This is a genomic window from Ferdinandcohnia salidurans (assembly GCF_042680725.1).
GTDB lineage: Bacteria > Bacillota > Bacilli > Bacillales > Bacillaceae_L > Ferdinandcohnia > Ferdinandcohnia salidurans.
The window spans coordinates 719,715-744,869 of the sequence record NZ_JBHUEK010000025.1 but is presented as its reverse complement, the minus strand read 5'-3'; the positions used below and the strand labels follow the sequence as shown (position 1 = coordinate 744,869).

The following is a 25,155-nucleotide window of genomic DNA, read 5'->3' as shown; positions in this document are numbered from 1 at the left end:
ATGGATTCAAAATGAAAAAAGCAGTTGGATTTGATCAAAAAATCCTTCTTCATCAATTAGATTTTATAGCAAGAGAAATTCCACGAACAGTATCTCGTCAAGAACTGTATGAGAAAGTTGAGGAATTTTTAACTGCTGATATTGCTGGTCAGAAATCACGATTAAATGCAAGAACTATCCTTTTTAAGATATGGTATCTTGTCGAGGATCAGCATCTACATTTACAAAGGGAAGCTTTACGTTTGTTTGACGAAGTGACGCAGGAGGAGCGTAAAGTATTGCATTGGGGAATGACATTGCTGGCTTATCCCTTTTTTACAGATTTGGTAAAGGAACTTGGTTTACTGTTTAAAATACAAGATGAAGTTCCTTCAGAGCAGTTATCAAGAAAGATCAAAGCTTTGTATGGGGATAGAAGAAGAGTTGAAGTGTCTACAAGTGCAACAATGACTAGTCTACGTTCTTGGGAAGCTGTTGTATCAGAAAAAAGGAATTTACAGGCATTGCCATCCAATCGAACTGTCATAAGATCAGACCAATTAAAACAGTGGACAGCTGAAGTATTAATTCGGGTTTTACAAGTTACCTCATTACCAATTGAGGAATTTAAAGACCACCCACTTTTATTTCCGTTTCGCTATGATATTACGACAGATGAATTGGATAAGAATCGTTTTGAAATTATTCGACAAGGTGTCAATATGCGGATGATAAGTCTTAAATAAATGATAAAGTGAAATCGACCTATTACATATTTTGAGTAATAGGTCATTTTTTTCGGTAAAATGAGAGAAGGAAATGGAAATTTTCTGTATAATTATAAGAAAATAATACTAAAGGTGATTATATGATTAGGGTTGGAGATATTGTAAATGGTTCGCATTTTCCAGAAACAGTAGAAATTAAGCAAGTAGAGTCGTTCGGAGATGAATATTTTTCTGTTGCAGCAACTGGTCGGGATTCACATACATATTATGAACGAATGCTAGAACGTCATGAATTGTTATCCTTAACTAAGGTTAAAGGTGAACGTGATGAAAATGATGAGGTTGAGCCTACTGATATTCAGCATCTCCTTCAATATTATACATTTCAAGTTGAAGACAGGTATTCGAAAGGAAGAGCATTAGGAAATAAAAACTTAATGCCTCTACCACACCAGATTGAGGCTGTTTATAGTAAGATGCTTCAAGTCCCGCAAGTTCGTTTTCTATTAGCGGATGATCCAGGTGCAGGAAAAACCATTATGTCAGGTATGCTTATTAAAGAGTTGTCTGCTAGGGAGAGCGTAAAACGTATTTTAATCTTAGTACCACCTCTCGTTCTTAAACAATGGCAGGAAGAACTACATGAAAAATTTAATGAACAATTTTTTATCATTAATCGTTCAGTAGTTCGTCAATATGGTGGCAAAAATCCATTTATAGAACATGACTTATGTTTGGCTTCAATTTATTGGGCAGCTCGGGAAGACGTTAAAGGCTTGGTGCAAGAAGCGGATTTTGATCTGGTTATTGTTGATGAAGCTCATAAGATGGCTGCATATACTCATGGAACCATTAAGAAAAAAACGAGTAAAACGAAGCTTTATCACTTAGGAGAGTCAATTTTACGTAAAGCACAGCATTGTGTTCTTTTAACGGCAACTCCTCATAAAGGGGATGTTGAAAATTTTCGACATCTCATGAAATTGGTTGATTCTGATATTTTTTCAAGTGTCACAGTAAATGAATCATTGAAAGAAAAGTCCAATCCTTTTATTATTCGGAGATTAAAAGAGAATTTAACAAACTTTGATGGTACACCACTTTTCCCGAAGCGAGTAACGAAAACGCTTCAATTCGATCTATCCGAAAAAGAGTTAGCCCTTTATGAAGCTGTTACAGAGTATGTACGTAATCATTTCAATCGTGCAATGAGTAACGGGAATAACAGTACAGCTTTCGCCATGATGTTATTACAAAGACGGCTATCTTCTTCAACTGAAGCTATCCACCTATCGTTACAACGAAGAAAAGAGCGCCTGGAAAGTTTATTAAAAGAAACCGAGCAAGAGCGGAAAAAACTAGTTAAAAAACTACAAAAGTTAGAGATAGATGATTTTGATGATGAAGGTTTCGAAGAACAGCAGCGATTAGAAGCTTCACTTGAACAGGCAGTAGATTTAATTGATACAGAAGAACTAAAAATTGAAATAAATCAGTTAGAAAAGCTGCTTCAGCAGACAAGTTATCTACGTTTAAATATGATGGAGCGTAAGTATGATGAATTAGAAAGAACTCTTTTTGGAACAAACGGTTTACTAGAAAAAGGTGAAAAAATTTTACTCTTTACTGAATCTACCGATACTCTGAATTATTTGGAGCGACGATTAAAGGCACGCATTCCTGTGATCGCAAAAATTATTGGGAAGTACTCAATGGATGAGAGAAGAAGACAGGTTGAGCTTTTTAGAAATGAAAGTCAAGTAATGCTTGCTACGGATGCCGGAGGAGAGTCTATAAATCTTCAATTTTGTAATCAGATGATAAATTATGATATACCGTGGAACCCCAATAAGTTAGAGCAAAGAATGGGACGTATTCATCGAATCGGTCAGAAGAATGAGGTTGCAATTTTCAACTTAGTTGCAGCTAATACCCGTGAAGGGGATGTAATGATACGTCTATTAGAAAAGATGGACAGAATGAGAGAAGATCTAGGATCTGACCTTGTTTATGATTTTATTGGTGAAATCCTTGATGATGAGTATGGTAATCTAGCTAATTTAATGGAATCAGCAATTCTTAATAGGGAAAGTTTAGATGACATCATTGCAAAAATGGATAAAAGTATGTCCGAAGAGCATCAAAGATTGCTTAAATTTTTTGAAGAAGAAAGAATTGCTGAACAGGCTTTCGACCTGCCTACTATGAGGCGCGAACAACATGACCTATTAATTAAAAGGCTACCACAGCGGGTTTATGTCCCTTTCGTAGAGCACATTTTTCAAAAGAATAATATTCGAATATATGATTCATTTGAAAATAAAGTGCACAGGATTGATAGATTCCCTAAGTATATTAGGGAGATAAGTCGGAAATATCATTTTGGGATTGAGCAATTGAGGGACACCATTAGATTTACAGGATATACAGAGTATGAGACGGCAGAAGTTACTCGACTAGATAGCGATCATCAATTAGTTAAACTAGGAATGTTTTTAAGCAAAAAGGGAGCGGAAGAACATTCATTTAAGAGGTTTTCAATATCATATCCAGTTTTAGAGCCTTTGTCCGTAAATGTGTATTCAATCATTATTTCAGATGGGACAGGTGCGGAATTAGCAAAGGATCTTCTATTTTTAGCTAAGCGTGAAAATGGAGAAGTAATGCTAATGGATTCCTATTGGTTATTTCAGGAATTTACTGGTACAGTCATGCAATTTGAAAATAAAACGTATCCAGACATTCAACGTGAGGCCGTGAGAGCAACTATTGAGTTACGGAATCAGGTTAAGAATCAACGGGAGCAGCAGCTAGACAAGGTTGCAGATTATCTTCAAAAAACGTTTAAGAAACAAATTGATGACATATTAGATAAGCGGTTTATATACGAACAAGAAAATATGGATAATAAAAACAGCGCGTTAATTAATCAAATGAATGCTAATTTAACTGATACTGAAATTAGACGTGATGAACGCCTCATGATGATTGAACGACAAAGAAACATTGGAATGGAGCCACCTAAATTACTAATGCAGCTTGAATTAACTCCAAATCATCAGTTAAATAGACTGTTTTCAATAGATTACAAGGATATTGTAGAAAAATACGAACAGAGTAACGGAAGAGGTAATTTCAAAACCTTTAATACATTCGCTTTAGTCGACTTTTATAGTGAGCGATTCAATGGTGAACCTAGATTTATTATTGTAACGGATAGAGAAGATTACTTGCCATCAGAGGATTATTTAGAGGATTTACAGGATATTTTAGATAAGGTTTATATATATGTTGTGCATAATGATGAAATTGTACAAGAGAGAGCAATGAGAGATGAAATATTAATTTATAAACAATAAACGTTCGGGGTGAGCAGTTAATGAAAAATCAAAGAGAAACTATTCGTAGGATGGTAGGGTATTTAAATAATGAGGAAAAGGATGGGGGCTTCTGGCTGCCGAATATTCAAAGACCATTTGTTTGGAAAGAGGAGCAAACAGAGCGTCTATTTGATTCAATTCTTAGGGAATATCCTATTAGTACGTTGCTTGTTTGGAAGACTAAGAGCAGTATCAAACGTCGGGAATTCATCCAAAACTATAAAAAGAAGCAGAAGTTGTCAGATTTTTACGTATTAGAGGATTCAAGAATAAAGATGTTAGTACTAGATGGTCAACAACGATTACAAAGTTTGTTCATTGGCTTGAAAGGTAGTTACGAGGGTAAAGAATTATATTTGGATATTTTAAGTGGTGATTTAACACAACCTGATGATATTAGATACCGATTCAAGTTTATGGAAAAGGACAAGGTTAAATTCCCTTGGATAAAGTTCAAAGATATCGTATTTAGTAATGAAGAATACGATGAAATCAGTGAAAGACTCATAGATAATAGCAGTATGGATCTTACAAGGGAGCAAGAAAAGCGCATTAGAAGAAATGTTTCTAAGATAATTAGAATCTTTACATCGGAAGAAACCTTAGTTTACCAAGAGTTAGATAGTGTAGACAATCAAGAAGCATATACTGAAGATGATGTTGTTGAAATTTTTATAAGAGCGAATTCTGGGGGAACAGTTCTAGGTAAATCAGACCTTTTATTTTCACTTCTCTCAGCTAGTTGGTCAGAATCCGATGAAAAAATGGAGGAATTATTGGAGGATCTCAATAACACGGGATATAAGTTTAATCGTGATTTTGTACTAAAGACATGTCTTGCTTTACTTGATAAAGGGGCAGCTTATAACGTATCAAAATTCAGGGATGAAACGACGAGAGAAGATATTTCAAATAAGTGGGATGACATTGCAAATGCTATAAAAGATGTGAAGGATTTCTTATATGGCAAGACCTATTTAAGATCCGACAAAGCTTTAACATCTTATCTCGGTTTAATACCGGTGATATATTTCAGATATCATTTTAAAAACAAGTGGGCAAATGTGAAAATGCTAGATGAGTATATTCTAAGAACTCTACTAACAGGTGCGTTTAGTGGAAGTCCAGATACGGTTATTGACCGTTGTATTGACACTGTAAGAAAGGCTCAGGATTTCAAAATAGATGAGTTATTTGATGCTATACGTAGAAGCGGAAGAAACTTACAAATTGATGACGAAACAATTCTCGATCTTTCTTATGGCTCGAAGAATATTCATCTCATATTTAATTTATGGTACAAGGATTTTTCATATCACCCGTCGTTCGTTAATAATCAACCGCAAGTTGACCATATCTTCCCTCAAAGTGCTTTAAAGACAGTAAAGAAATTAAACCCTGAAACAGGAAGAAAGGTCTTAAAATATAAATCTGAAGATCGTGACCAAATTGCTAATTGTATGTTATTAACACAACAAGAAAATGGTTCTGGTGGCAAAAGTGATAGTTTACCAGAGAAATGGTTCGAAGATAAGTCAGATGATTATCTAGAAATGCATTTAATTCCGAAAGACAAAAACCTATGGAAAATAGAAAACTATGAACAATTTTTAGCGAAAAGAAAGAAGCTAATACTGGATATGTTTAAGGAATTAATCTACTAATCTATTGAGAGGAGTTAAGACTATGGAATATAAATCAGTAGAAGATATTTTTCCTCTTATGAAGGATGAATATCACCGAAAAATGGCAGAAAAAATCTACTACTTTATAGAGGAGAATTTTGATGATATAGAAATTGTTTCCCTTAGAAAATGTATTTCGATTGCAAAGAAAGGTTTTATAAAGTTTGCTACGGTTACTACAGAAAATGGTAATGCATTATTACTACATTTTCCTCCTGAAATTAGAGGTCACCTTTTAACAAGAAAAGAGGAATTTAGCGTTCAGTTCGAAAAGCCAAAGCGGGAACTGTATATTAACCAAATCAATATTCCTTTTGCTTATATACATGATGTGAACGAGTTACAAAAGTTAATTAAGATTGCTTATGATAATCCAAGAATGAAGAGGCATAAAGGTAATCAAAAAAGCTCTCTGTGAGGAAGGTGAAATTATGTGGATAAATGTTGATCACCCGACAAAAAGATTACGTTCCACTTAGATTACTCCATTTTTATTCCTACAGCAGATTCAAAATACAAAAAAGTAAATGGTCTACTTCGTGATGGTGGCTGGCTTTATTTTAAAGATCTTCAAGAGGCACAATCCTATTATGAAGAAAATTATAAGCAGTATAATAGCGGAAGTTGTTGTTGCAAGGATTTTTAATTAAAAAGGTATCAGTATCATAAGTAATAGAGGAAACATAGTGACGCTTCTGTTACCCGTGAAGCAGAAGAACCAATCCTATGCTTCATCGTTGTAAATAAGTTTCTTAGAATTCATTTAAAGAGGAGGTGTATCTTTTTGGATAATAATCCAAGTATTATCAACGCTACAGGCGGTGAATTAACCTATAATAATTCAACTAAAACAAATAAAAATAATGAAGTATCAGTCCCTTCTGAGCTAATTGATACAGTTAATAAAATTATTCGAGAAAATATTAACGATATCGATGTCCAGTTGAACAAAGATAAAATAGATGATTTATGGAAAATAACCATAAAACCAGAGTTTCAAAATGGAATTGATACTGGAAGCCTATCTATTAAAAAAGGATCCCTTGAGATAAGAAATGCTAAGACTGGAAGATTTGCTGGAAAGGCTCAACTTAATGAGATGACAACAGAAGAACTTATCAAGAAAAATAAGCCATCCGCACTCTCTAATATCTCTAGAAACATTGCCAGCATATCAGGGCAAATACAGATGGCAGAAATCTCAAAAAAACTCGATGTTATACATGAAAAAATAGATCAACTTGGTCAGTTTTTATGGAAAGAGAAAGTTTCTATGGTGCATAGTATAAATTCAGTTATTGAAGAAGCCATAGAATCACTTCCCAACAAGAATGCCATGGTAAGGATTAATGATTGCATTAAAGATTTGAAGTTTTTATCCGACTTTATTGAAGAAACTATCGAAGAAGTATTAAGTAGAAAAATAGAATATAAACTTATTCAGAATTTCCTAGATGGGTTGAAGGTTTGGGAATGGAGAAGTAAATATAGGAATGAATACAATAAAAAATATAATGATGAAATCCAATTATTTATGCATGAGTATAGTTTTTTATTGGATTTATATTTCCAAACTCTTGGTCTTATAGGAACCTGTTATCAAATAACTAATGAATATCATCATGCTTCTAAATATTATAGGAAGATTGAATCTAAAATAAACTACTATACGACCGAACTAGTTTCTAAGTTAATATATTTGCTGAATGTTGATGGAATTAGTATTAATGATGATATTTCTCTTTTAATTATTGCAGAAAGACTAAAAAACAGAAAATTACCTAAAACTTTATTACAAGAAATAAATTTAAACGATATTAAAGTAGATGAAGTTAAAAACATGCATAAAAGACTTGTTTCACAGTTTGAAGAGATTCAAATTTCTTATGATGTTGATACACAATTATTAATGGGAGACATAAATAATGACTGAATTAAATTGTTCATATTGCAAAAGAAGAAGGAACTTTATAGAAAAAGAACAAAATAAATATGAATGTGAATCCTGCAATAATGTATATAGACAGTGTAAAGTAGGAAATTGTTCAAATCTCGTAAGTCGTGGGTTCATTTGTAAAGAATGTATTGGTACAGGCATTAAAAATGGTGGATCAGTAGGTCTAACTGTATTAGTTGCTGTAGGTGGTATTGCATTAAAGGTGCTAAGGAAAGGTAAATAAGATGAGGAGGTAAGGTGGTACGGTATGTATTATCCAACTGGTGCACACGAAATTCAACAATTGCTAGGTGCTAATCCTATTGATGTTAATAGTTTGTTTGTATCAACAGGTGGATTTACCTCGCATGCGGAAGCAGTTGCTAAACATAAATCTGTAAGTTTAGTAGATTTAGAAGAACTAGTTGATTAGTTATGAAATGGTACGAAAATATGCCGACATATGTAAGGATTTTACTGCCGTTGAAGAAGATGTATGTGCCTAAGTGAATATTAATCAAGAGTGAATTCTAATTATTTGAGGTGATAGTATGAACTGGATGGAAAGAGTTAAGAGGAATGTCTTTCCGGTTAGTAATGAAAAGTATAATATTAGAAAAGCCTTGGACGAGTGGGAATACGAAGGTAGTATGTATGATGTAGAGATCGCGGAAGAAATATGTGAATTATGTGGTCAGCCCAATATAAGGTATCAATTTGAAATTGTTAATGTATTAAATAATAATACTCTCTTGATTGGATCTGAGTGTATTACGAGATTTAAAATTTCAGTGATAGATCAATCAGGAAAGAAACTGTCATTTGAGGAAGCAAAGAAAAAAGTAATGAAAGATAGGAATAGACTAGTTACTGAATCTAAGGAAAAAAGTGTATTAAATACTTTAGTAGCTTTAGCTGCAAAAGATCATGAGTTTGACATAGAAAATTTTATTGATTATTTCAAGGAAAGAAAAGCATTTACACCGAGTCAATTAAATGTACTTATATGGAGACTGGAAAGGGCAAGGATAGACTTCAAAAAGTCCCATTTTAAATTAACAATAAAGAGAAATCGTGAAAAAGAACAATTACTGAAATTAGAAGATTGGAAGTTAAAGAGGATCTGGGATTGTCTATCAAGTAATCAGAAACAATTTGTTTTGGATAGAAAAAATATCTTTTGACCCATTATATATTGGGGAAGAGAAAACGAGTCGACATAATTGATAATATTATTTGTTTTTAGGATGCTATATAATGGAATTAAAGGGAATAATCGTTAAAGGTTGAATAGTAAACTGTAGAAAATATTATAGGGGGAGTTTTGTGAGTATCGCTGGGCAGTTTTTTGATATTAAATTTTTTCAAAAGTCAAATCCTTTTATTGCTGATAATGATCGTCTTTGGGAACCCCAAATATTAGCTTATTACGATATTTATACTCATTTCAAGTCATCTAAAGGCAATGAGCATGCGGTGGTAATTTTACCTACAGGTACAGGGAAAACTGGAGTAATGGCTTTAGCTCCTTTTGGAATTAGTGATGGTCGGGTTCTTATCATTACCCCTCAACTAGTTATTAAGGATCATGTAGTTGATTCATTAGACCCAACCAATCCAACCAACTTCTGGATGAATCAACACGTTTTTAATAGCTTTGATCAATTACCTATAGTAGTAGAATATGATAGGGAAATAAAACAGAGTGATCTTGATCATGCCAATATCGTAATTCTAAATGTACATAAATTACAAGCTAGAAGTCGAAATAGTTTACTAGAAAAGGTACCAAAGGACTTTTTCGATATGATTATTATTGATGAAGCGCATCATTCACCAGCTAGAACGTGGGATAATGCACTAAAATACTTTGATAGTGCAAAAGTTCTTAAAGTTACAGGGACACCATTTAGAAGTGACAATAAGATTATTGAAGGTAAATATGTCACTGATTATAAACTAGGCCGAGCAATGGAAAGAGGCTATGTAAAGTCATTAAGAAATTTTGTTGTCGTACCAGAAAAATTGTATTTAACTATTGATAGAGATGACGAAAGGTATACCTTAGAGGAAATTCGTGAAATGGGAATTAAAGATGAGGATTGGATAAGTAGGAGCGTTGCTTATTCCCCTGAGTGTAGTATGCAAGTAGTCGAAGAAAGTACAGAACATCTGATGGAAAAGAGAGCAAGTGGAGTACCGCATAAAATAATAGCGGTTGCTTGTAGTATTGACCATGCCCAAGACATAGAATATATGTATCACAAAAAAGGACTGAGGACAGCTTTAATTCATAGTGATTTACCGGATGCAGTTCGACATGAGCGTTTAAGGGCTATAGAGGCTCATGAGGTTGAAGTTGTAGTCCATGTTGCCTTACTTGGTGAGGGGTATGATCATCCGCATTTAACAATTGCGGCAATTTTTCGCCCATTTAGATCCTTAGCACCATATGCTCAGTTTATTGGAAGAACATTACGTAGAATTCCACCTGAACAGTTGAAAACACCAGGAGATAATGTTGCAGTGGTAGTGGGCCATAAGGATTTAAATTTAGACCCACTGTGGGAAGAATATCAAAAGGAACAAGAGTATAAAGATATAACAAAGAAGATAAGGGAACAGCGTAAGCGTGAATCCACAATGGAAAAAGGGATAAAGAACTTTGATTTTGGTGAAGCTGAGGTAGAAGGTGATTTTGACACCTTTTATGAGGATTATCAACAAACCGAAACACTACAAGAGTACGAGGCTTATGAACAAGAAATTAAAGCAAAGATTGAACAGTTGAAACAAATAATGGGTGAATTGGATGACCATCAAGCAAGAAGAATGATTGAAAGCCAACGTAAACCGGAAGATTTTAATCCAATTTATTTAAGACCTGACAAATACACCAAACAAGTAAAGAAGCATTTCGCTACTCAAGTACAAGAGGTTATACCTGCTGAAATACTTACTAAGTACGGTCTCATTAAAGAGGAACGAAATTTAGCAGAACTTCCTGTAATAAGAAAATATCCTCGTTTAGCATCTGATTTAAAAACAGACAATGCAGGATTGATTGCTCGTTACTTAAACTTAAAACTTTTTGAGAAATTTGGCAAACGAGATGATTGGGAATGGACAATTCAAGAGATTGAATATGCACAGGAATACCTTGATCAGGTTGTGCAGCATCTACAAGCATTAATTGAAGATTTATTAAAAAGGGGATAATTTAATGAGTGAAGAGCTAAGAAAGGCGCTATTTGAAGCAGTTCATTTAAATCCAATATGGCCGGATGAGTTGATTGCTAATGCAAAATTACCTAACTATGAATACGTTCACTATACGAATCATGATGATGGGTTAATTGTTGAGATGAAGTTTGAAGATGACTATGTGGGGTATGCATATGCGTATTATTACTTTGATTCTTCAGAAAAATTACAGAAAATCCAAATTAAGCAAAGAGATGAAATTAATACAATATATGATAGAGAGTTAGTAATTGCAAAAGCCTTTATTAGACTAGTAGAGGCTGAAGGATTAGAAATTGCTAAAAGTATAGTTGATTATAAGATAGCTTCATAAATATAAATAATAAAGAAGCTTAATACTCCCTTTAATTATTTTATTTCACTTTTTAAAAAGATGTCTAAGAATATGCTCCGAATTTCAATCAAAGGGATTGGGTTAATTGGAATAATTTTCTTTTGTTCTATTTATATTCATGGTAAAATAGTTACAACGTCATTAGGTGACTAACGGGTACTATAGATGCCATTCTTTTTAGGGTGGCGATGGAGATCAACGCTTCTCAAAAGCGTTGATCGAGAGTATTGAGCTTATTTTTACTTATAGTTTCCGTGATAAGAGCTCCCTCTTTATAGAGGGAGTTCTTTTTAGAAAAGGGGGAATTTGCATGTTAAAACAAGATATTATAAATACAATATTTGAATTTGCGAAAAAAAAGGTCGAACAACACGAAAATTATCATAATTCTTTGGAATTAGAGTATCAAAGAAACAAGCGGCGTGTAACAAATCCTCCCCCAAAGGAAGTAAAAGTACCTGTACACTGGAAAGTCGATAGAAAGCACAATCCTTATTATGTGTTAAAGCATTACAAGAAAATAGGTACCTCGATATTTAACAAGCTAATTAATGGTGAATATAAACCATACCAACCTTATATAAATTATGTTGATAAAAAAGGTGGTGGAAAAAGAGAAGTATACATATTCCAAATACCGGACGAAGCGGTATCCAATTATTTTTATAAAAAACTATTAAGTAAAAACAAACATAGATTTAGCTCGTTCTCGTATGCCTACAGAAATGACAGAAATGTACATTATGCGATAAATGATATTGGACTTGATATAAAATTAAGCCCCAGAACATTTGTGGCCGAATTCGATTTCAAAGATTTTTTTGGTTCGATTAATCACGATTATTTATTTGATCAATTCAATCAAAATGGTTTTTTAATAAGTGAATTTGAAAAAAGTATTATTAAGTTATTCTTAGTAAATATGGTAAAGGGAAAAGGTATACCTCAAGGAACATCCTTATCGCTTTTTCTAGCAAATATAGCATGCTGGAAGTTGGACAAAAAATTAGAAAAAGAAGGTTTAAGATTTGCAAGATACGCAGATGACACAATAATTTGGGCAGATGACTATGGAAAGATAACTAAATCATTTGAAATAATTAATATGTTTTCTACAGAGGCCGGGGTTAAAATTAATGCTCTTAAATCTGATGGAATTAGTATCTTATCTAAAGAAGGAATGCCTTCCGAGCTAGCTTCTTACAAGCATTATGTAGAATTTTTGGGGTATAAGCTTTCCAATGAACATATCAGTATTAAACCTTCCTCTGTTAATAAAATAAAAAAACAAATAAGCTATATTCTTTATAGAAACTTAATTCAACCATTAAATGGGGAGACTCTTAAATCGGTTGTGATTCCAGGAAATGACGAAGATAGGGACTTTGTAACTGCTATAATGCAAATTCGTCGTTATTTATACGGTAATTTAAATGAGAGAATGCTTAGAAATTATCTTAATGGATCTTATAAAAGATTAAGATTTAAAGGTATTATGAGTTTTTACCCATTGTTAGATGATGAAGACCAGCTAAGGTACCTAGATAAATGGCTTATCTCTACAATTCTAAATACGCTAAAGAAAAGAAAAAAACTTCTACTTAAGTGGGGGCACTTAAGGGATGATCAATTCCCGTTTAATGTTAACGGTAATGATTTGATACAAGAATGCAAGAGTAGAAGAATTAAAGGCAAAAAAGGAATAATGGAAATACCGAGTTTCTTAAGAATATATCAAGCAATAAGAATGAATGTCATTACCGTTGGGATTGAAAGGACAATGAACCCAGATTCTAATGCCTACGATTATTAATAATTATTTTTATTTCTGTAAGATAGGAAAAACTTATTAAAGGATACCCATCAATTCATGGATATCCTTTCTTTAAGTATTTAATAGTTTACCCTACAAACCGGTACGGTGAACCGTACCATAAATAGAAGCAAGGATTAGAGAGTTCTCTCAAATGATCTATGGAACCACAATGTCGTCAGGGTACATAAGCGACCGCCAAAAATTCAATCATAAAGAAAACACATTGAATCGGGGGATTCAATGTGTTTTTTAGTAGCTTCTGATATTTTTTACTCAGGCTTAACAGCTATAAATTCGTCAATCGTTTCAGGGGTATGTTTACCTTCTTTTCCTTGGAAAAGGTCGATATTAACGGTCACATCCATACATCCAAGATACTTTCCGTTTTCATCACGTACGGCCATGAACTTTTGGTAAATTTGACCGGTTTCTTCACCAGATCGTTTTGGAAACCAAAATTCCCATTCGTTACGTGCTCCTGAACGGAAATCATTCAGCAACTTTTCAACGTGATGGGCCATTCTTGGATGTAGCTCAAGTACATGACGACCAATTGCTTCTTTACGCCGGCCATGGACACGGTTGGGATTATTTGAATACCAGCGGAAAATATCATTAGCATCGCAAAAACCCATTTCAAATGGTAAAAGATTAATAATTGAATCCAAAGTGCTTGCTTTAATTGCACCAGTTTCAAAATTAATGATAGCTTCAGGACTAATTAATTCAGCCAATTTATTTTCAGCCATTTATAACACTCCTTTATGCAATCTCTCTTTAAGAACAGAAAATAATAGTACAAATAGTAGTGAGAAAAAATTTTCTACTTTTAAGTGGGTATTATCTAACCTCATTACTAATGATAGCATTAATAATGAGACCGAATTGTGATTTATCTCACAAGATTGTTATTGACTATTATTTGCATTTAAAGGACTGGCCATATATGAGCATGTCCCTTTAGTAAAAGGGACATGCTACTGATAATTCTACTTGGACATTCCATAGTTTTACCATTCTTTTGGCTCATAGTTTAATTCTCTAAATAACTGAGTTCGTTCTTTCTTAGATAAATCTCGCCATTGTCCAGGAGGAAGGTTGCCTAAGTGAATATTCATGATTCGGGTTCTTTGCAATCGGTAAACATCGTATCCTAATTCCGCGCACATGCGCCGTATTTGACGATTTAGCCCTTGTGTTAAAATAATCTGAAAATCAAACTTTGATAATTGAACAACTTCACAAGGAAGTGTTTTTGTATCCAATATTTTGACACCCTCAGACATCCTCTTCAAGAATTCAGGAGTAATTGGCTTGTCTACTGAAACGATATATTCCTTTTCATGTTTATTTTCAGAACGCAGAATTTCGTTAACAATGTCGCCATCGTTCGTAAGAAGTATTAAGCCCTCTGAATCTTTATCCAACCGTCCAATGTTAAATATTCTTAATGGATGGTTGACTAAATCAACGATATTGCCCTTAACTCCTTTTTCTGTTGTGCTAGTAATGCCTACAGGTTTATTTAAGGCGATATAGACATTATTCCTTGCTACTCGAATGGGGTTTCCATCCACTCGAACGTCATCCCCAGGCTCAACCTGGCTACCTATAGTTGCACGCTTACCATTAATGGTAACTCTCCCATCGGTTATTAATTTATCGGCACCTCTTCTAGAGGCTTTTCCAGATTCACTTATATATTTATTAATACGCATATTGACACAACCTTATCAGAGGATTGTTTTATTGATACTAACTATACTTTATTTTAAGGGTGAATGACAAACTCTTATTTGGATCTAAAACAGTTGTTTTAAAAGAATTTATTTTTTGAAAAATCGGGGCTTGATGCGGTAGTAAACTCTGGTGGATATCCGGCGGTTTTCGTCACTATGTTACTCGTTTACTAGATGAGGGAATTACGATTATAGTGTTAAGCAATGAAATGACCATTAATTCAAAAACAATTAATCGGAACCTTACTTCGATTATGTTGCAGGAATCAATTTGGATATGGGAAAAATTATTTTAAAAATTACCTTTAAAACATAAAATTTGCCCCTTCTCCACTGAGCTGAGAAGGGGCATTCTCCTTCTTTACATGCCACCATTACCATAGTTAAGTTGCCAGTGGATTCCGAATTTATCGGTTACTTGACCGTAGAGCTTGCTCCAGAATGTTTCTTGGAGTTCCATGCCTACTGTCCCACCATCTCTTAATTGTTCATACCAAGATTTCAAATCATCCATATTTTCACTAAGTAATGCAAGTGTAACGTTATTGCCTTCAACAAAGGGTTGTCCAGGGAAGTTATCTGAGAACATAACATTGCTTCCAGCGATGTTGAGTCGTGTATGCATCACTAAGTTTTTTGCTTCCTCTGGTAATGGATAGTCTGGGCTTTGCGGTGTTTCACCGAATGTCATAATTTGTGGTGTTTCTGTTTTAAACACTTTCCCGTAAAACTCGACTGCTTCTCGACAATTGCCATTAAAAACAAGATAAACATCTACCGCCATTTTCTCACTTCTCCTTATTGGTAATATATACAATTTCTAGTCTATCCGGTTAGTTCAAGAATAGCCAACTTTTAAAGAGATTTTTACCGAAAATAAATCACCCCTTCAATACCGCGAAGGGCATTGTGTAGGTCCATAAAGGGCTACATTTCTTTACCTTTTAGGGCAGGAGGGTAGTTAACGACTACGTTTTCAGGTTTTGTTACTTTCTTCTTATTCACTAAGTGAAGTGCTAGGGCTGTAAAGACAAATCCTCCAATAAAGTTACCAATTGTAACCGGAATTTGGTTCCATATCCACCAATCACCCAATGTAATATCAGCACCCATAAGAATCGCTGTTGGAATAACAAACATATTTACAACAGCATGCTCAAACCCTTGGGCAAAAAATAAAAAGACCGGCAGCCACATGGCAGCAATTTTTCCAATGGTTGAACTTGAAACGAATGCCATAAAGGCTCCTAATGTTACCATCCAATTACATAAGATGGCTTTTGTTATAACAACAATAAAACCATCTCCACCAATGCTTTTATATGTAAGGGTCTTTCCCTCTGCGACAGCAATCATCTTATCAATCATGGCTCCTTGAGTGATATGCCCGAGTTTTGTAGTAACTATATAAAATAAAACACCATATAATAGACTTCCTAATAGATTTCCGAGAAAGGCCCAGAAAAAGTTATAGATGACATTTTTGCTTGAGGTAAGATCTCTTATTCTAGCAAGCGGCAGCATCGCGAAATTACCTGTCACAAGTTCAAGACTTAATAATAATACGAGCACAAATCCAACTGGAAAGACCAAAGCTCCAACAATACTTAGGTTCGTTTCTATTGTGGCAGTAAAAGCGAGTGTTGTTGCAAAGCCGAGAAAGGCTCCTGAAAGTATCCCTTTAATCAGAATGTCACTTATTTTTAGGGTGGATTTATGAGCACCGGCATGTGCAACATCCTCTATCAACTGGGTTGGTTTAACATAATCCAAGGTCATTGCCTCCATTTATTTTTGTATTAGTCTCCTTTATTGTACTGAGTTGGATTTTAGCAACGCAATGTTTATTTACAAAAACTTACATTTAACTATATGCATGCTAAATATGGTAAACACACAGATAATATTGTTTTGTTTTGTAGAAGAAAAGTGCATTTTTTGAAAGAATAATAGATTTAATTATTAAAAATACAAAATATTACAAAATTAGACATAGATTTAGGTATTTAGTCCATGTATACTGATGGTAGATAGTAAAAAAGACCTTATTTACTGAGAAAATTGTGACTAAAGGAGTGTGTAGTAAGACTATGAAACTTATTTTATCCTTTTTATTTTCAGCTGCTATTATTTTAGGTTTGGGTACAACTACTTTTGCAGCAGAAGACGATGATGTACAAAAGGCATTAGAATTAATTGAGAAAACAAACAAGGAAATCGATGAGAAAATTGAAAAGGCAGTTAAGAAGGCAGATGACTTACATGCGGAATACCTTCAAGAAATTCGTAAAATCGAAGAAGGGGAGAAGGTTGTAAAGTTAGGCAAAGAGAAAGAAAAGATAATTTCTGAATTGGAATTATCTAAACATGATATAAAAAAACAACAAGATTTACAAAAGAAGTTAGCTGAAATAGAAGAAAAGCGTTTAGCGGAAACGCAAAAAATAGAAAGCAAAATAGCAGAAATAAACCAAGAAATCGAAGGGGTTACAGTTCAGTTAATATCTGCGGCAGAAGAAGATAAAGATACAAAAAAAATAGAGGAAAAGCTCGATAAGTTAAAAAGCAAGCTAAATGCAAGGTCTGAAAAATATCAAGAAAAAACACAGCGCTTTACGAAAGACTTAGGGAAAGTCATTACAGATATTTATGATGAAACGCTAAAAATGTCTGCAGAAACAATTGAAAAGGCAGCAAAAAAGGGAGTTATCGCAGAATGCAGCTGGAAACTTGTCCGCTTTGCTGACAGATGGGTTTGGATTGATCCTGTACGCGTGGTGAAGTTTTCGAGATAATTTTTAGATTTTATTTGATAGAACAATCTGAATACTATATGATATTGATAGGAAAACGAGTCTACATTTTACGCTAGGCTCGTTTTTTTTGAGAACTTAACGAGGTGATACAGGTGTCGTTTGCTATAGGGAAAAAGGATACATATATGGAACAGGTATCATTTGAAGGTTTTGATATAAGCCTGCTTGCCCGTGGGGCAGGTACAGAAATAATGATTCAAAGGATTGCAGAGACTAACATATTTTACGTTTATCCAAGTGAGAATCCAAATGTTATGGAGTTCTTTTATATTCTTAGTGGTGAAATGGTCTGTGAATTAAACGGGGAGAAAATTACTCTCGGGCCAAGAGATTACTATTATGCCAGTAACTTAAAAGAGCCGGTTCATTTTTCTGTTATAAAAGATGTTGAATATCTATGGGTCATTACTGAGCCAACTTTTTATCAATTAAGCGAGAGTATAACACGTTTGAAAGATATTGTGGATGAGGTTGAAAAAAAAGACCGATATACATATAACCATAGTGAACGAGTTGCAGAATACGCAGTAAAAATAGCAAAAAAATTGATGCTTCCAAAGGAAAAATTAGAGAACTTATATTTATCGTCCATACTGCATGATATCGGGAAAATCAATACACCAGAAGAAATATTAAAAAAACCAGACAAGTTAACAGACGAGGAATTTGCTATTATTAAACGTCATCCGCGAGATGGGGCGGAAATGGTAAAAGACTTCTATTATAATGACATAGCGACTATTATTGAACAACATCATGAAAGGTTAGATGGAAGCGGTTATCCTAATAGATTAAAAGGCGATGAAATTCTTATTGAAGCACGGATCATTGCGGTAAGTGATACATTTGATGCAATGACGGAAGACCGCTCATATCGCAAAGCATTAAGTTCACAAATTGCTCTAGATGAATTAAAAAGACTAGCAGGTACCCACTACGATAAAAAGGTAGTCGATGCCTTTGAGGATATTTTAAAAGAAGAGAAGCGGATATAAAATGGTACCCTTTATGGGTACTTTTTTATTTTGGATTCAAATGAAATCAAAAAAAGCAGAGAAGAGTCTTTATAAACTCTCTCTGCCAATTACTTTATTCAGAAACCTTCTTAGCCCACTTTAATGTAGGATAACGGTTTACATAGTATGCAACATCCTCAAATTTTTCTGAAACAAGGTAGTTATTTGTATAGAAATACACTGGCATAAACGGCATATCAGTCATTAGAATTTCTTCAGCATCGTGAAGAAGATCATAGCGTTTCTTAGTATCTTGTTCAACCTTTGCTTGTGCCATTACGCTATCGAATTCTTCATTTACCCAACCAGTACGGTTATTCGGGCTATCCCCTAAATAGTAGTCTAGGTTAACAACTGGATCAACGAATATTCCAATCCAACCCATACGTGCCATTTGGTAGTTATGTTGCTTAGTTGTGTCTAAGTAAGTACCCCATTCTTGATTACCAAGCTTAATATCTACCCCAAGGTTCTTTTTCAACATCTCTTGAACTGCTTCTGCAGTCTTTTTGTGATTCTCATCTGTGTTATAGAGCAACGTTACTTCTGGTAGTTCTGTCCAGCCTTCTTCAGCCATACCTTCAGCTAAAAGCTTTTTAGCTTCTTCATAGTTTTCTTCGAAATAATCTCCACCAGCTTCACGGAATTCACCGTCTGGAGTTTGTGCTCCAGTTGGTACCATTGCATATGCTGGAGTTTCTCCTGCTTTTGTAATACTTTTTGTTAACGCATCTCGGTCGATTCCCATTGCAAATGCTCTACGTACTTTTGCATTATTAAATGGTTCTTTCTCGACGTTAAACATATACATGTATGTTCCATAGTAAGGGACTTCTTTATACTCTGGATTCTTTCTTTCAGCATCAATTGAATCAGTAGGTAACGTCATAACTAAATCAAGTTCTTTTGTTTTGAACATTTGATAGAATGTCGTTGCTTCTCCAACCATTTTGAATGTAACTTTTTCTAGATTTACAACATCTTGTGCGTAATACTCTTTGTTTTTCTCAATAACTACTTGGCTATCATGTTTCCATTCAGTCATTTTAAATGGACCATTACTAATATAGCCTTCAGCTTCAGCTGCCCAGTTTTTATTTGCCTCAACTAGCTCTTTCTTTACTGGGTAGAATGTCCATAATGTTAATAGACTATCAAAATAACCTAGTGGAGAATTTAACTCAACAACAAAGGTTCGATCGTCTTTTGCAGTGATTCCTACATCTTCAAGAGAACCATTACCTTTGTTATAATCCTCAGCACCTTTTATGTAATACAAGTAAAATGCAAATGCACTTCCTGTATCAGGACTTAAGACACGTTCCCATGCATATTCAAAATCATATGCGGTTACAGGAGTACCATCAGACCATTTAGCATCCTCTCTCAAAGTAAACGTATAAGTCTTTCCATCGTCTGATTGATTAACATCTTCAGCAACACCTAATACAGGGTTACCATCTTTATCACGTGTATACAAGCCTTCAAAAATGTGATCTAAAACCCATCCAGAAGGAACATCTGTTGCCATTGCTGGATCAATCGCAGGTGGCTCAGTCTTGATATTAACTACCATTTCCTGTTTTACATCTGCGGAATTCTTGCCACCTGATTCTTTATCAGTAGAGCTACTGCTGCATGCGGCAAGAATGGACGAAACTGCCATAACTATTGTTAATAATACAAGCCACTTTTTCTTCATGTTTTTCTCCCCTTTGTATCAATTTTTATTCAATCATATCGTCGTGTTACTAAATAAAAGTAGTAGACTCTATGAATAATAACCATTTACCTAAATAGATACTAAAATACATTAATTTTACCGAAAATCGGTTTTCTAATTTGGAAACTACCTACTAGCAATATTTAGGAACGATTTTCCTACCTAAATTAGGAATGAATAATAGTCATTATATAAAAATAGTTTTCAGAAATCAATAATAATTTTTAAAAAAAGGAATAAAGTATATATTTGCACTAGTGGAACTGGATTCAAAGAAAAAAAGCATAACTATGCAACAAGGTAAAGTAAAAAGAGAAGTGTAAAATGCCTTTACACTTCTCTTTTAGGAAAGTCATCTTTTTAAATATTGATTCATAAAAGTAACAATCATTGTATTCATTTTTATGTGGTTTTCAATTTTTTCCGTTTGATGTCCTTCATCCTCGAAAATGACCAGTTCAGCTTGTTTGCCTTGGGTGCGTAAATCGGAGTAAAGTTGCTCCGCCTCACTTACAGGCACCCTCGTATCATTGCGCCCATGAAAAATTAATAATGGAACAGATATATTCGTTGTATGATTTAATGGCGCTATCTCTTCAAAGAAGTCTACGTCTTCATCAAGGGTCCCGTATTCACACTCACGCAATTTTCGACGCCATGAACCAGTATTTTCAAGAAAGGTTTTAAAATGAGAAATCCCAACAATGTCTACGCCTGCTGCCCAAATATCAGGATAGTGTGTTAAAGCCGCAAGTACCATAAAGCCGCCATAGCTTCTTCCCATAATTCCGATTCTATTCTTATCAACGGACCTGTTTGTAATAAGATCCTTAACAAGCCATGCAAGGTCAGCAACAGCATCCATACGCTTTCGTCCGTCATCTAATTGTACGTATTTTCTTCCATACCCCATGCTACCACGGACATTTGGTGCAACCACGGCAAATCCTTGTCCAGCAAGAAATTGGATAACAGGATTAAATTCGGCCTTAATTTGATATTCCGGACCACCATGGACATATACGACAAGAGGTTGCGACTGCTCCTTTTTACCATAGATAAAATATGGCACTTCTAACCCATCAAAGGAGGAAAACGTACATAGTTCAGGCTCTAGCCACAGGTTCTCGACACTTTCTGAACTTCCTACAAATGTAAGTCTTTCTACCTTTTTTAAGTTAGTAGAGGCTCTCCATATATCCCCAGGGAGGATTGGACTATTTAAGCTGAAAATCAGGTTTTCATCATCTAACCAGGTAAGAGAATCCAAAACACCATTTGGAATGCCTGTTATTTGTTCATGTTTACCTGTCATCAAATCGAATATCGTAAGTGAATAGATCCCGCCTTCGTTGACCGTATACACTAGCTTTTCCTCATTGGGTGACAATGCTATCTCTTCAACATCCCATTTATCAATTGAGAATAACTTCTTCAGTGCAGTAGGCTCATCCCAACTAAATTGGTAGATATCTAATGTATCGTTGTAAGCATCAGATAACACGAAGCCGCTTTTACCATCCTTTGTTAGAATGAGAGATTGGTATCTAGCCTGAGTTCCTTCAAATCCAATTCTATTTTTTTCCCCAGTATGTATATCTAGAACATATAATGATGTATCTATATTTGTATCTTGAATGCTGATAACTAGCTGTTCTCCATTTTTAAGCCATACTAGAGGTGTACAGTTTCCATCATACTCATATACAACGGATTCTTGTTTTGTTTCAACATCCATAACGAATACATCAAAGGCTCCTGGATGCCTTCTATTGCTTGAATAGGCAATTTTACTACCATCAGGAGACCAACCTCCAAAGTAGTGGAAATGGGGAGGAGAGACCACTAGTTCTTCAACAATCTTACCCTCCTCTTTTAAAAGATAAAACTGTTGTTTTTCATTCCCCTTTGAATCCATTCCGACAACTGTTTTATAACTAGACGGTGAATGATAGACTGATAAAATACGATCTTCTAAATCCGTATATTGTTCAATCTCTGAAGTATCTTTACTCCACTTCCATACTTGAGGTATACCGGTTTTCTTAGTTAAAAATGTAACTGCATTTTGATTCGGAATAGCAGTAGGTTTATAAGCAGAAACTGCGTTTAAATAACTATGTAATTTTGATTCAAGTGTCATTTCCATTTCTAATTCCCCCTATCTTTATTTTTGAATTGTCTAGTATATACAAAAAAGACTATTTGTTTTATTTATAGAATACAAATAGTCCAATAACAGAAAGAGATATAGTCAAAATTGAAAACTGTAATGTTACCTTATAAACCATCATAGAAAGGTTATGCTTAAATTGAATGATGTCTTCATTATTTTCTAATTCCTCATCCACTTGTTGTAATGATCTAGACTTTGGCATCATAGTCATATTTAACTTCTTAAAACCAGACATAAAAAGGCGTAAAAAGCCGGTATGAATAATCTTAACGGACACAGCTATCAAACCTGAAAGCAATCCGATTAGGAAGGTTACATTTATCCATTCGAGTAACGATAAATGCAGAAATGCAATTGTCCCGATCCAGAAAAGGATAATGAATACCGGAAAAATAACTTTTTTCATCTTCTTAAGCCCCCCTTTTTTAATAGGTAGAGGAGTCAAATAAATGACTCACTCTGCCTATTTACAATTATTCAGAAACCTTTTTAGCCCATTTTAACATTGGATAACGGTTTACATAATGATACAAACAAAACAGAAGAACCTAGCTTATAGTAATCTATCTTAGGGATAGTAACTACCTCTAGTTAATATAAGTGACAAGCTGTCCAATGATCTTTATTAACCTCTTTCCACTCTGGAGCTTTTTGAGAGCAAATATCCATTGCGTGTGGGCATCTTGTTCTAAAACGACAACCACTTGGAGGGTTTACCGGACTTGGCGGATCACCTTGAAGAACAATACGTTCTCTTTTATCTGCTCGTGGATTTGGGTTAGGAATAGCTGATAAAAGTGCCTGTGTATAGGGATGTAATGGATTCTTAAAAAGTTCGTCACTTTCACTCATTTCCATCATCTTACCTAAGTACATTACACCGATTCGATCACTTATATGTTTTACCATTCCTAGATCATGGGCGATAAACAAATATGTTAATTCTTCCTCTTTCTTTAAATCATCTAACAAATTAATAACCTGCGCCTGGATGGAAACATCTAAAGCAGAAATAGGTTCGTCAGCAACGATAAACTTTGGTTTAACGGCAAGTGCTCTTGCAATACCTATACGTTGTCGTTGACCGCCACTAAATTCATGTGGATAGCGTTTTGCATGTTCTGGTCTTAGACCGACTCTTTCAAGTAATTCATAGATGCGATTTTGGCGTTCTTGTCCTTTTGCTAGCTTATAAGCGTCCATACCTTCTGCGATGATGTCCCCAACTTGCATCCTAGGATTAAGAGATGCATGTGGGTCTTGGAAAATGATTTGCAGTTCACGGTTAATTGTTTTTTTTGTAGACTTGTCTAATTTTTCTACATCTTTGCCATTGTAGATGATGTTTCCAGATGTAGGTGACTGTAAGCCTACAATAGTTTTTCCTAAGGTAGACTTTCCGCTACCACTTTCACCTACAAGGCCAAATGTTTCCCCTTTTTTGATGGAGATAGAAATATCGTCTACCGATTTAACCGTCTGATTTTTATTGATATGAAAATACTTTGAAAGCTGTTGAACTTCAAGAATATGTTCCGTCATTATTCTTCACTCCCTGCTGCAACTAAATCTTCTACCTTTGGAGCCCTAGGGTCGTTCAACCAGCATTTTGCTGTATGTCCCTGTTCTATTTCGAAATCTGGTGGAATTTCCTCTAAGCAAATGTCCATTGCAAATTTACAACGGGGAGCAAATGGACATCCTTTTGGAGGAGAAAAAAGATCTGGTGGTGATCCTTCAATTGGAACCAATGGTTTTTTCTCTCCATCCTCAACTTTGGGTATGGATTCAAGCAAACCCCAAGTATAAGGGTGTTTTGGATTTTCAAATAGGTCAAAGACCGTTCCGCTTTCGACCATCATCCCAGCATACATTACAATTACACGTTGTGCAGTTTCAGCAACTACACCGAGGTCGTGTGTTATTAAAATAATAGAAGTATCTAATTTGTTCTGTAAATCCTTCATAAGCTCAAGGACTTGTGCCTGAATTGTTACATCAAGTGCGGTTGTTGGTTCGTCTGCAATTAACAACTCCGGATTACACGCTAAGGCGATTGCGATCATCGCTCTTTGCCTCATACCTCCACTAAATTCATGTGGAAATTGATTATATCGCTCTTCAGGGTTTGGAATACCTACGAGTTTAATCATTTCAATTGCTCGTTTTTTTGCATCTTCTTTAGACAACCCTTGGTGAAGGATAAGTCCTTCTTCAATTTGCTTCCCAATGCGCATGGTAGGATTTAACGATGTCATCGGATCTTGGAAAACCATACTTATTTTTGAACCTTTAATTTTTCGCATTTCTTTTTTGGACATCTTTAGAATATCTTTATCGTGAAAGTGAATGGTACCTCCTCTAATAACACCTGGAGGAGATGGAATCAATCCCATAATAGATTGAACCGTAACGCTTTTACCACTACCACTTTCCCCGACTATTGCAAGTATTTCACCTTTATTTACATGGAAGGATACGTCACGTACAGCTTTGACTTCTCCTCCATACGTTTTAAAATTAACTTCTAAATTCTTAACTTCTAATAAATGGGCCAATCTAA

Annotated in this window: 21 protein-coding genes and 1 pseudogene; 13 read left to right on the top strand and 9 right to left on the bottom strand. The window is 34.7% G+C overall.

The annotated features are described in order from the left end of the window. Positions 1-11: 11 nt before the first annotated feature. The 11 genes and pseudogenes from ACFSFW_RS17895 (at position 12) to ACFSFW_RS17845 (ending at position 13,119) form a co-directional block, all read left to right on the top strand. The gene (locus ACFSFW_RS17895) at positions 12-725 is read left to right on the top strand and encodes a hypothetical protein (RefSeq protein WP_388040244.1); all 714 of its coding nucleotides are present in this window, start codon (positions 12-14) and stop codon (positions 723-725) included. A 122-nt stretch (positions 726-847) separates the two neighbouring features. Beyond that, on the top strand, positions 848-4,066 hold the full coding sequence (locus ACFSFW_RS17890) for a DEAD/DEAH box helicase (RefSeq protein WP_388040243.1): 3,219 nt from the start codon (positions 848-850) through the stop codon (positions 4,064-4,066). 20 nt (positions 4,067-4,086) lie between these two features. After that, positions 4,087-5,751, top strand: a complete 1,665-nt coding sequence (locus tag ACFSFW_RS17885; protein WP_388040241.1) for a GmrSD restriction endonuclease domain-containing protein — start codon at positions 4,087-4,089, stop codon at positions 5,749-5,751. A gap of 22 nt (positions 5,752-5,773) precedes the next feature. Continuing rightward, entirely contained in the window at positions 5,774-6,190 is a 417-nt protein-coding gene (locus ACFSFW_RS17880) for a hypothetical protein (protein ID WP_388040240.1), read from the top strand. A gap of 366 nt (positions 6,191-6,556) precedes the next feature. Next, positions 6,557-7,705, top strand: coding sequence for a hypothetical protein (locus tag ACFSFW_RS17875; RefSeq protein WP_388040238.1), 1,149 nt, complete (start codon positions 6,557-6,559; stop codon positions 7,703-7,705). Further along, on the top strand, positions 7,698-7,952 hold the full coding sequence (locus ACFSFW_RS17870; protein ID WP_388040236.1) for a hypothetical protein: 255 nt from the start codon (positions 7,698-7,700) through the stop codon (positions 7,950-7,952). The genes ACFSFW_RS17875 and ACFSFW_RS17870 overlap by 8 nt, the downstream gene beginning before the upstream one ends. A gap of 42 nt (positions 7,953-7,994) precedes the next feature. Then, positions 7,995-8,218 (top strand): annotated as a pseudogene (locus ACFSFW_RS17865) (restriction endonuclease); the annotation flags it as partial. A 41-nt stretch (positions 8,219-8,259) separates the two neighbouring features. Then, complete coding sequence (locus ACFSFW_RS17860) at positions 8,260-8,892, top strand: hypothetical protein (RefSeq protein ID WP_388040235.1); 633 nt, start codon at positions 8,260-8,262, stop codon at positions 8,890-8,892. A 142-nt stretch (positions 8,893-9,034) separates the two neighbouring features. Beyond that, the gene (locus ACFSFW_RS17855; RefSeq protein WP_388040233.1) at positions 9,035-10,927 is read left to right on the top strand and encodes a DEAD/DEAH box helicase; all 1,893 of its coding nucleotides are present in this window, start codon (positions 9,035-9,037) and stop codon (positions 10,925-10,927) included. A 4-nt stretch (positions 10,928-10,931) separates the two neighbouring features. Then, positions 10,932-11,285, top strand: coding sequence for a hypothetical protein (locus ACFSFW_RS17850; RefSeq protein WP_388040232.1), 354 nt, complete (start codon positions 10,932-10,934; stop codon positions 11,283-11,285). Positions 11,286-11,616: 331 nt separating this feature from the next. Next, positions 11,617-13,119, top strand: coding sequence for a reverse transcriptase domain-containing protein (locus tag ACFSFW_RS17845; protein ID WP_388040230.1), 1,503 nt, complete (start codon positions 11,617-11,619; stop codon positions 13,117-13,119). Positions 13,120-13,391: 272 nt separating this feature from the next. On the opposite strand, the gene ACFSFW_RS17840 is transcribed toward ACFSFW_RS17845, so the two are convergent. The 4 genes from ACFSFW_RS17840 to ACFSFW_RS17825 form a co-directional block, all read right to left on the bottom strand. Beyond that, on the bottom strand, positions 13,392-13,871 hold the full coding sequence (locus tag ACFSFW_RS17840; protein WP_388040228.1) for a PAS domain-containing protein: 480 nt from the start codon (positions 13,869-13,871) through the stop codon (positions 13,392-13,394). Positions 13,872-14,132: 261 nt separating this feature from the next. Next, positions 14,133-14,840, bottom strand: a complete 708-nt coding sequence (gene rluF / locus ACFSFW_RS17835) for a 23S rRNA pseudouridine(2604) synthase RluF (protein WP_388040227.1) — start codon at positions 14,838-14,840, stop codon at positions 14,133-14,135. 382 nt (positions 14,841-15,222) lie between these two features. Next, positions 15,223-15,645 (bottom strand): VOC family protein, encoded by a 423-nt coding sequence (locus ACFSFW_RS17830; protein ID WP_388040225.1) that lies wholly within the window; start codon positions 15,643-15,645, stop codon positions 15,223-15,225. A gap of 143 nt (positions 15,646-15,788) precedes the next feature. Next, positions 15,789-16,634, bottom strand: coding sequence for a formate/nitrite transporter family protein (locus ACFSFW_RS17825; RefSeq protein ID WP_388040223.1), 846 nt, complete (start codon positions 16,632-16,634; stop codon positions 15,789-15,791). 317 nt (positions 16,635-16,951) lie between these two features. Here ACFSFW_RS17825 and ACFSFW_RS17820 point away from each other — a divergent pair, with 317 nt between their 5' ends. Further along, complete coding sequence (locus tag ACFSFW_RS17820) at positions 16,952-17,656, top strand: hypothetical protein (RefSeq protein ID WP_388040221.1); 705 nt, start codon at positions 16,952-16,954, stop codon at positions 17,654-17,656. 113 nt (positions 17,657-17,769) lie between these two features. Beyond that, a complete protein-coding gene (locus ACFSFW_RS17815; protein WP_388040219.1) occupies positions 17,770-18,672 on the top strand; it encodes an HD-GYP domain-containing protein in 903 nt (300 codons plus the stop codon). A gap of 94 nt (positions 18,673-18,766) precedes the next feature. On the opposite strand, the gene ACFSFW_RS17810 is transcribed toward ACFSFW_RS17815, so the two are convergent. The 5 genes from ACFSFW_RS17810 to ACFSFW_RS17790 all read right to left on the bottom strand — a co-directional run bounded on the left by ACFSFW_RS17810 (position 18,767) and on the right by ACFSFW_RS17790 (position 25,150). Continuing rightward, the gene (locus tag ACFSFW_RS17810; RefSeq protein WP_388040217.1) at positions 18,767-20,395 is read right to left on the bottom strand and encodes a peptide ABC transporter substrate-binding protein; all 1,629 of its coding nucleotides are present in this window, start codon (positions 20,393-20,395) and stop codon (positions 18,767-18,769) included. Positions 20,396-20,768: 373 nt separating this feature from the next. Beyond that, positions 20,769-22,565, bottom strand: a complete 1,797-nt coding sequence (locus ACFSFW_RS17805; protein WP_388040215.1) for a S9 family peptidase — start codon at positions 22,563-22,565, stop codon at positions 20,769-20,771. A 61-nt stretch (positions 22,566-22,626) separates the two neighbouring features. Next, positions 22,627-22,998: a DUF3899 domain-containing protein gene (locus ACFSFW_RS17800; protein ID WP_304213499.1), complete on the bottom strand. Its 372-nt coding sequence runs from the start codon at positions 22,996-22,998 to the stop codon at positions 22,627-22,629. A 185-nt stretch (positions 22,999-23,183) separates the two neighbouring features. Further along, a complete protein-coding gene (locus ACFSFW_RS17795; RefSeq protein WP_304213501.1) occupies positions 23,184-24,134 on the bottom strand; it encodes an ABC transporter ATP-binding protein in 951 nt (316 codons plus the stop codon). Further along, on the bottom strand, positions 24,134-25,150 hold the full coding sequence (locus tag ACFSFW_RS17790) for an ABC transporter ATP-binding protein (RefSeq protein ID WP_388040212.1): 1,017 nt from the start codon (positions 25,148-25,150) through the stop codon (positions 24,134-24,136). Before ACFSFW_RS17790 ends, ACFSFW_RS17795 begins: the two co-directional genes overlap by 1 nt. Between the last annotated feature and the right edge of the window lie 5 nt (positions 25,151-25,155).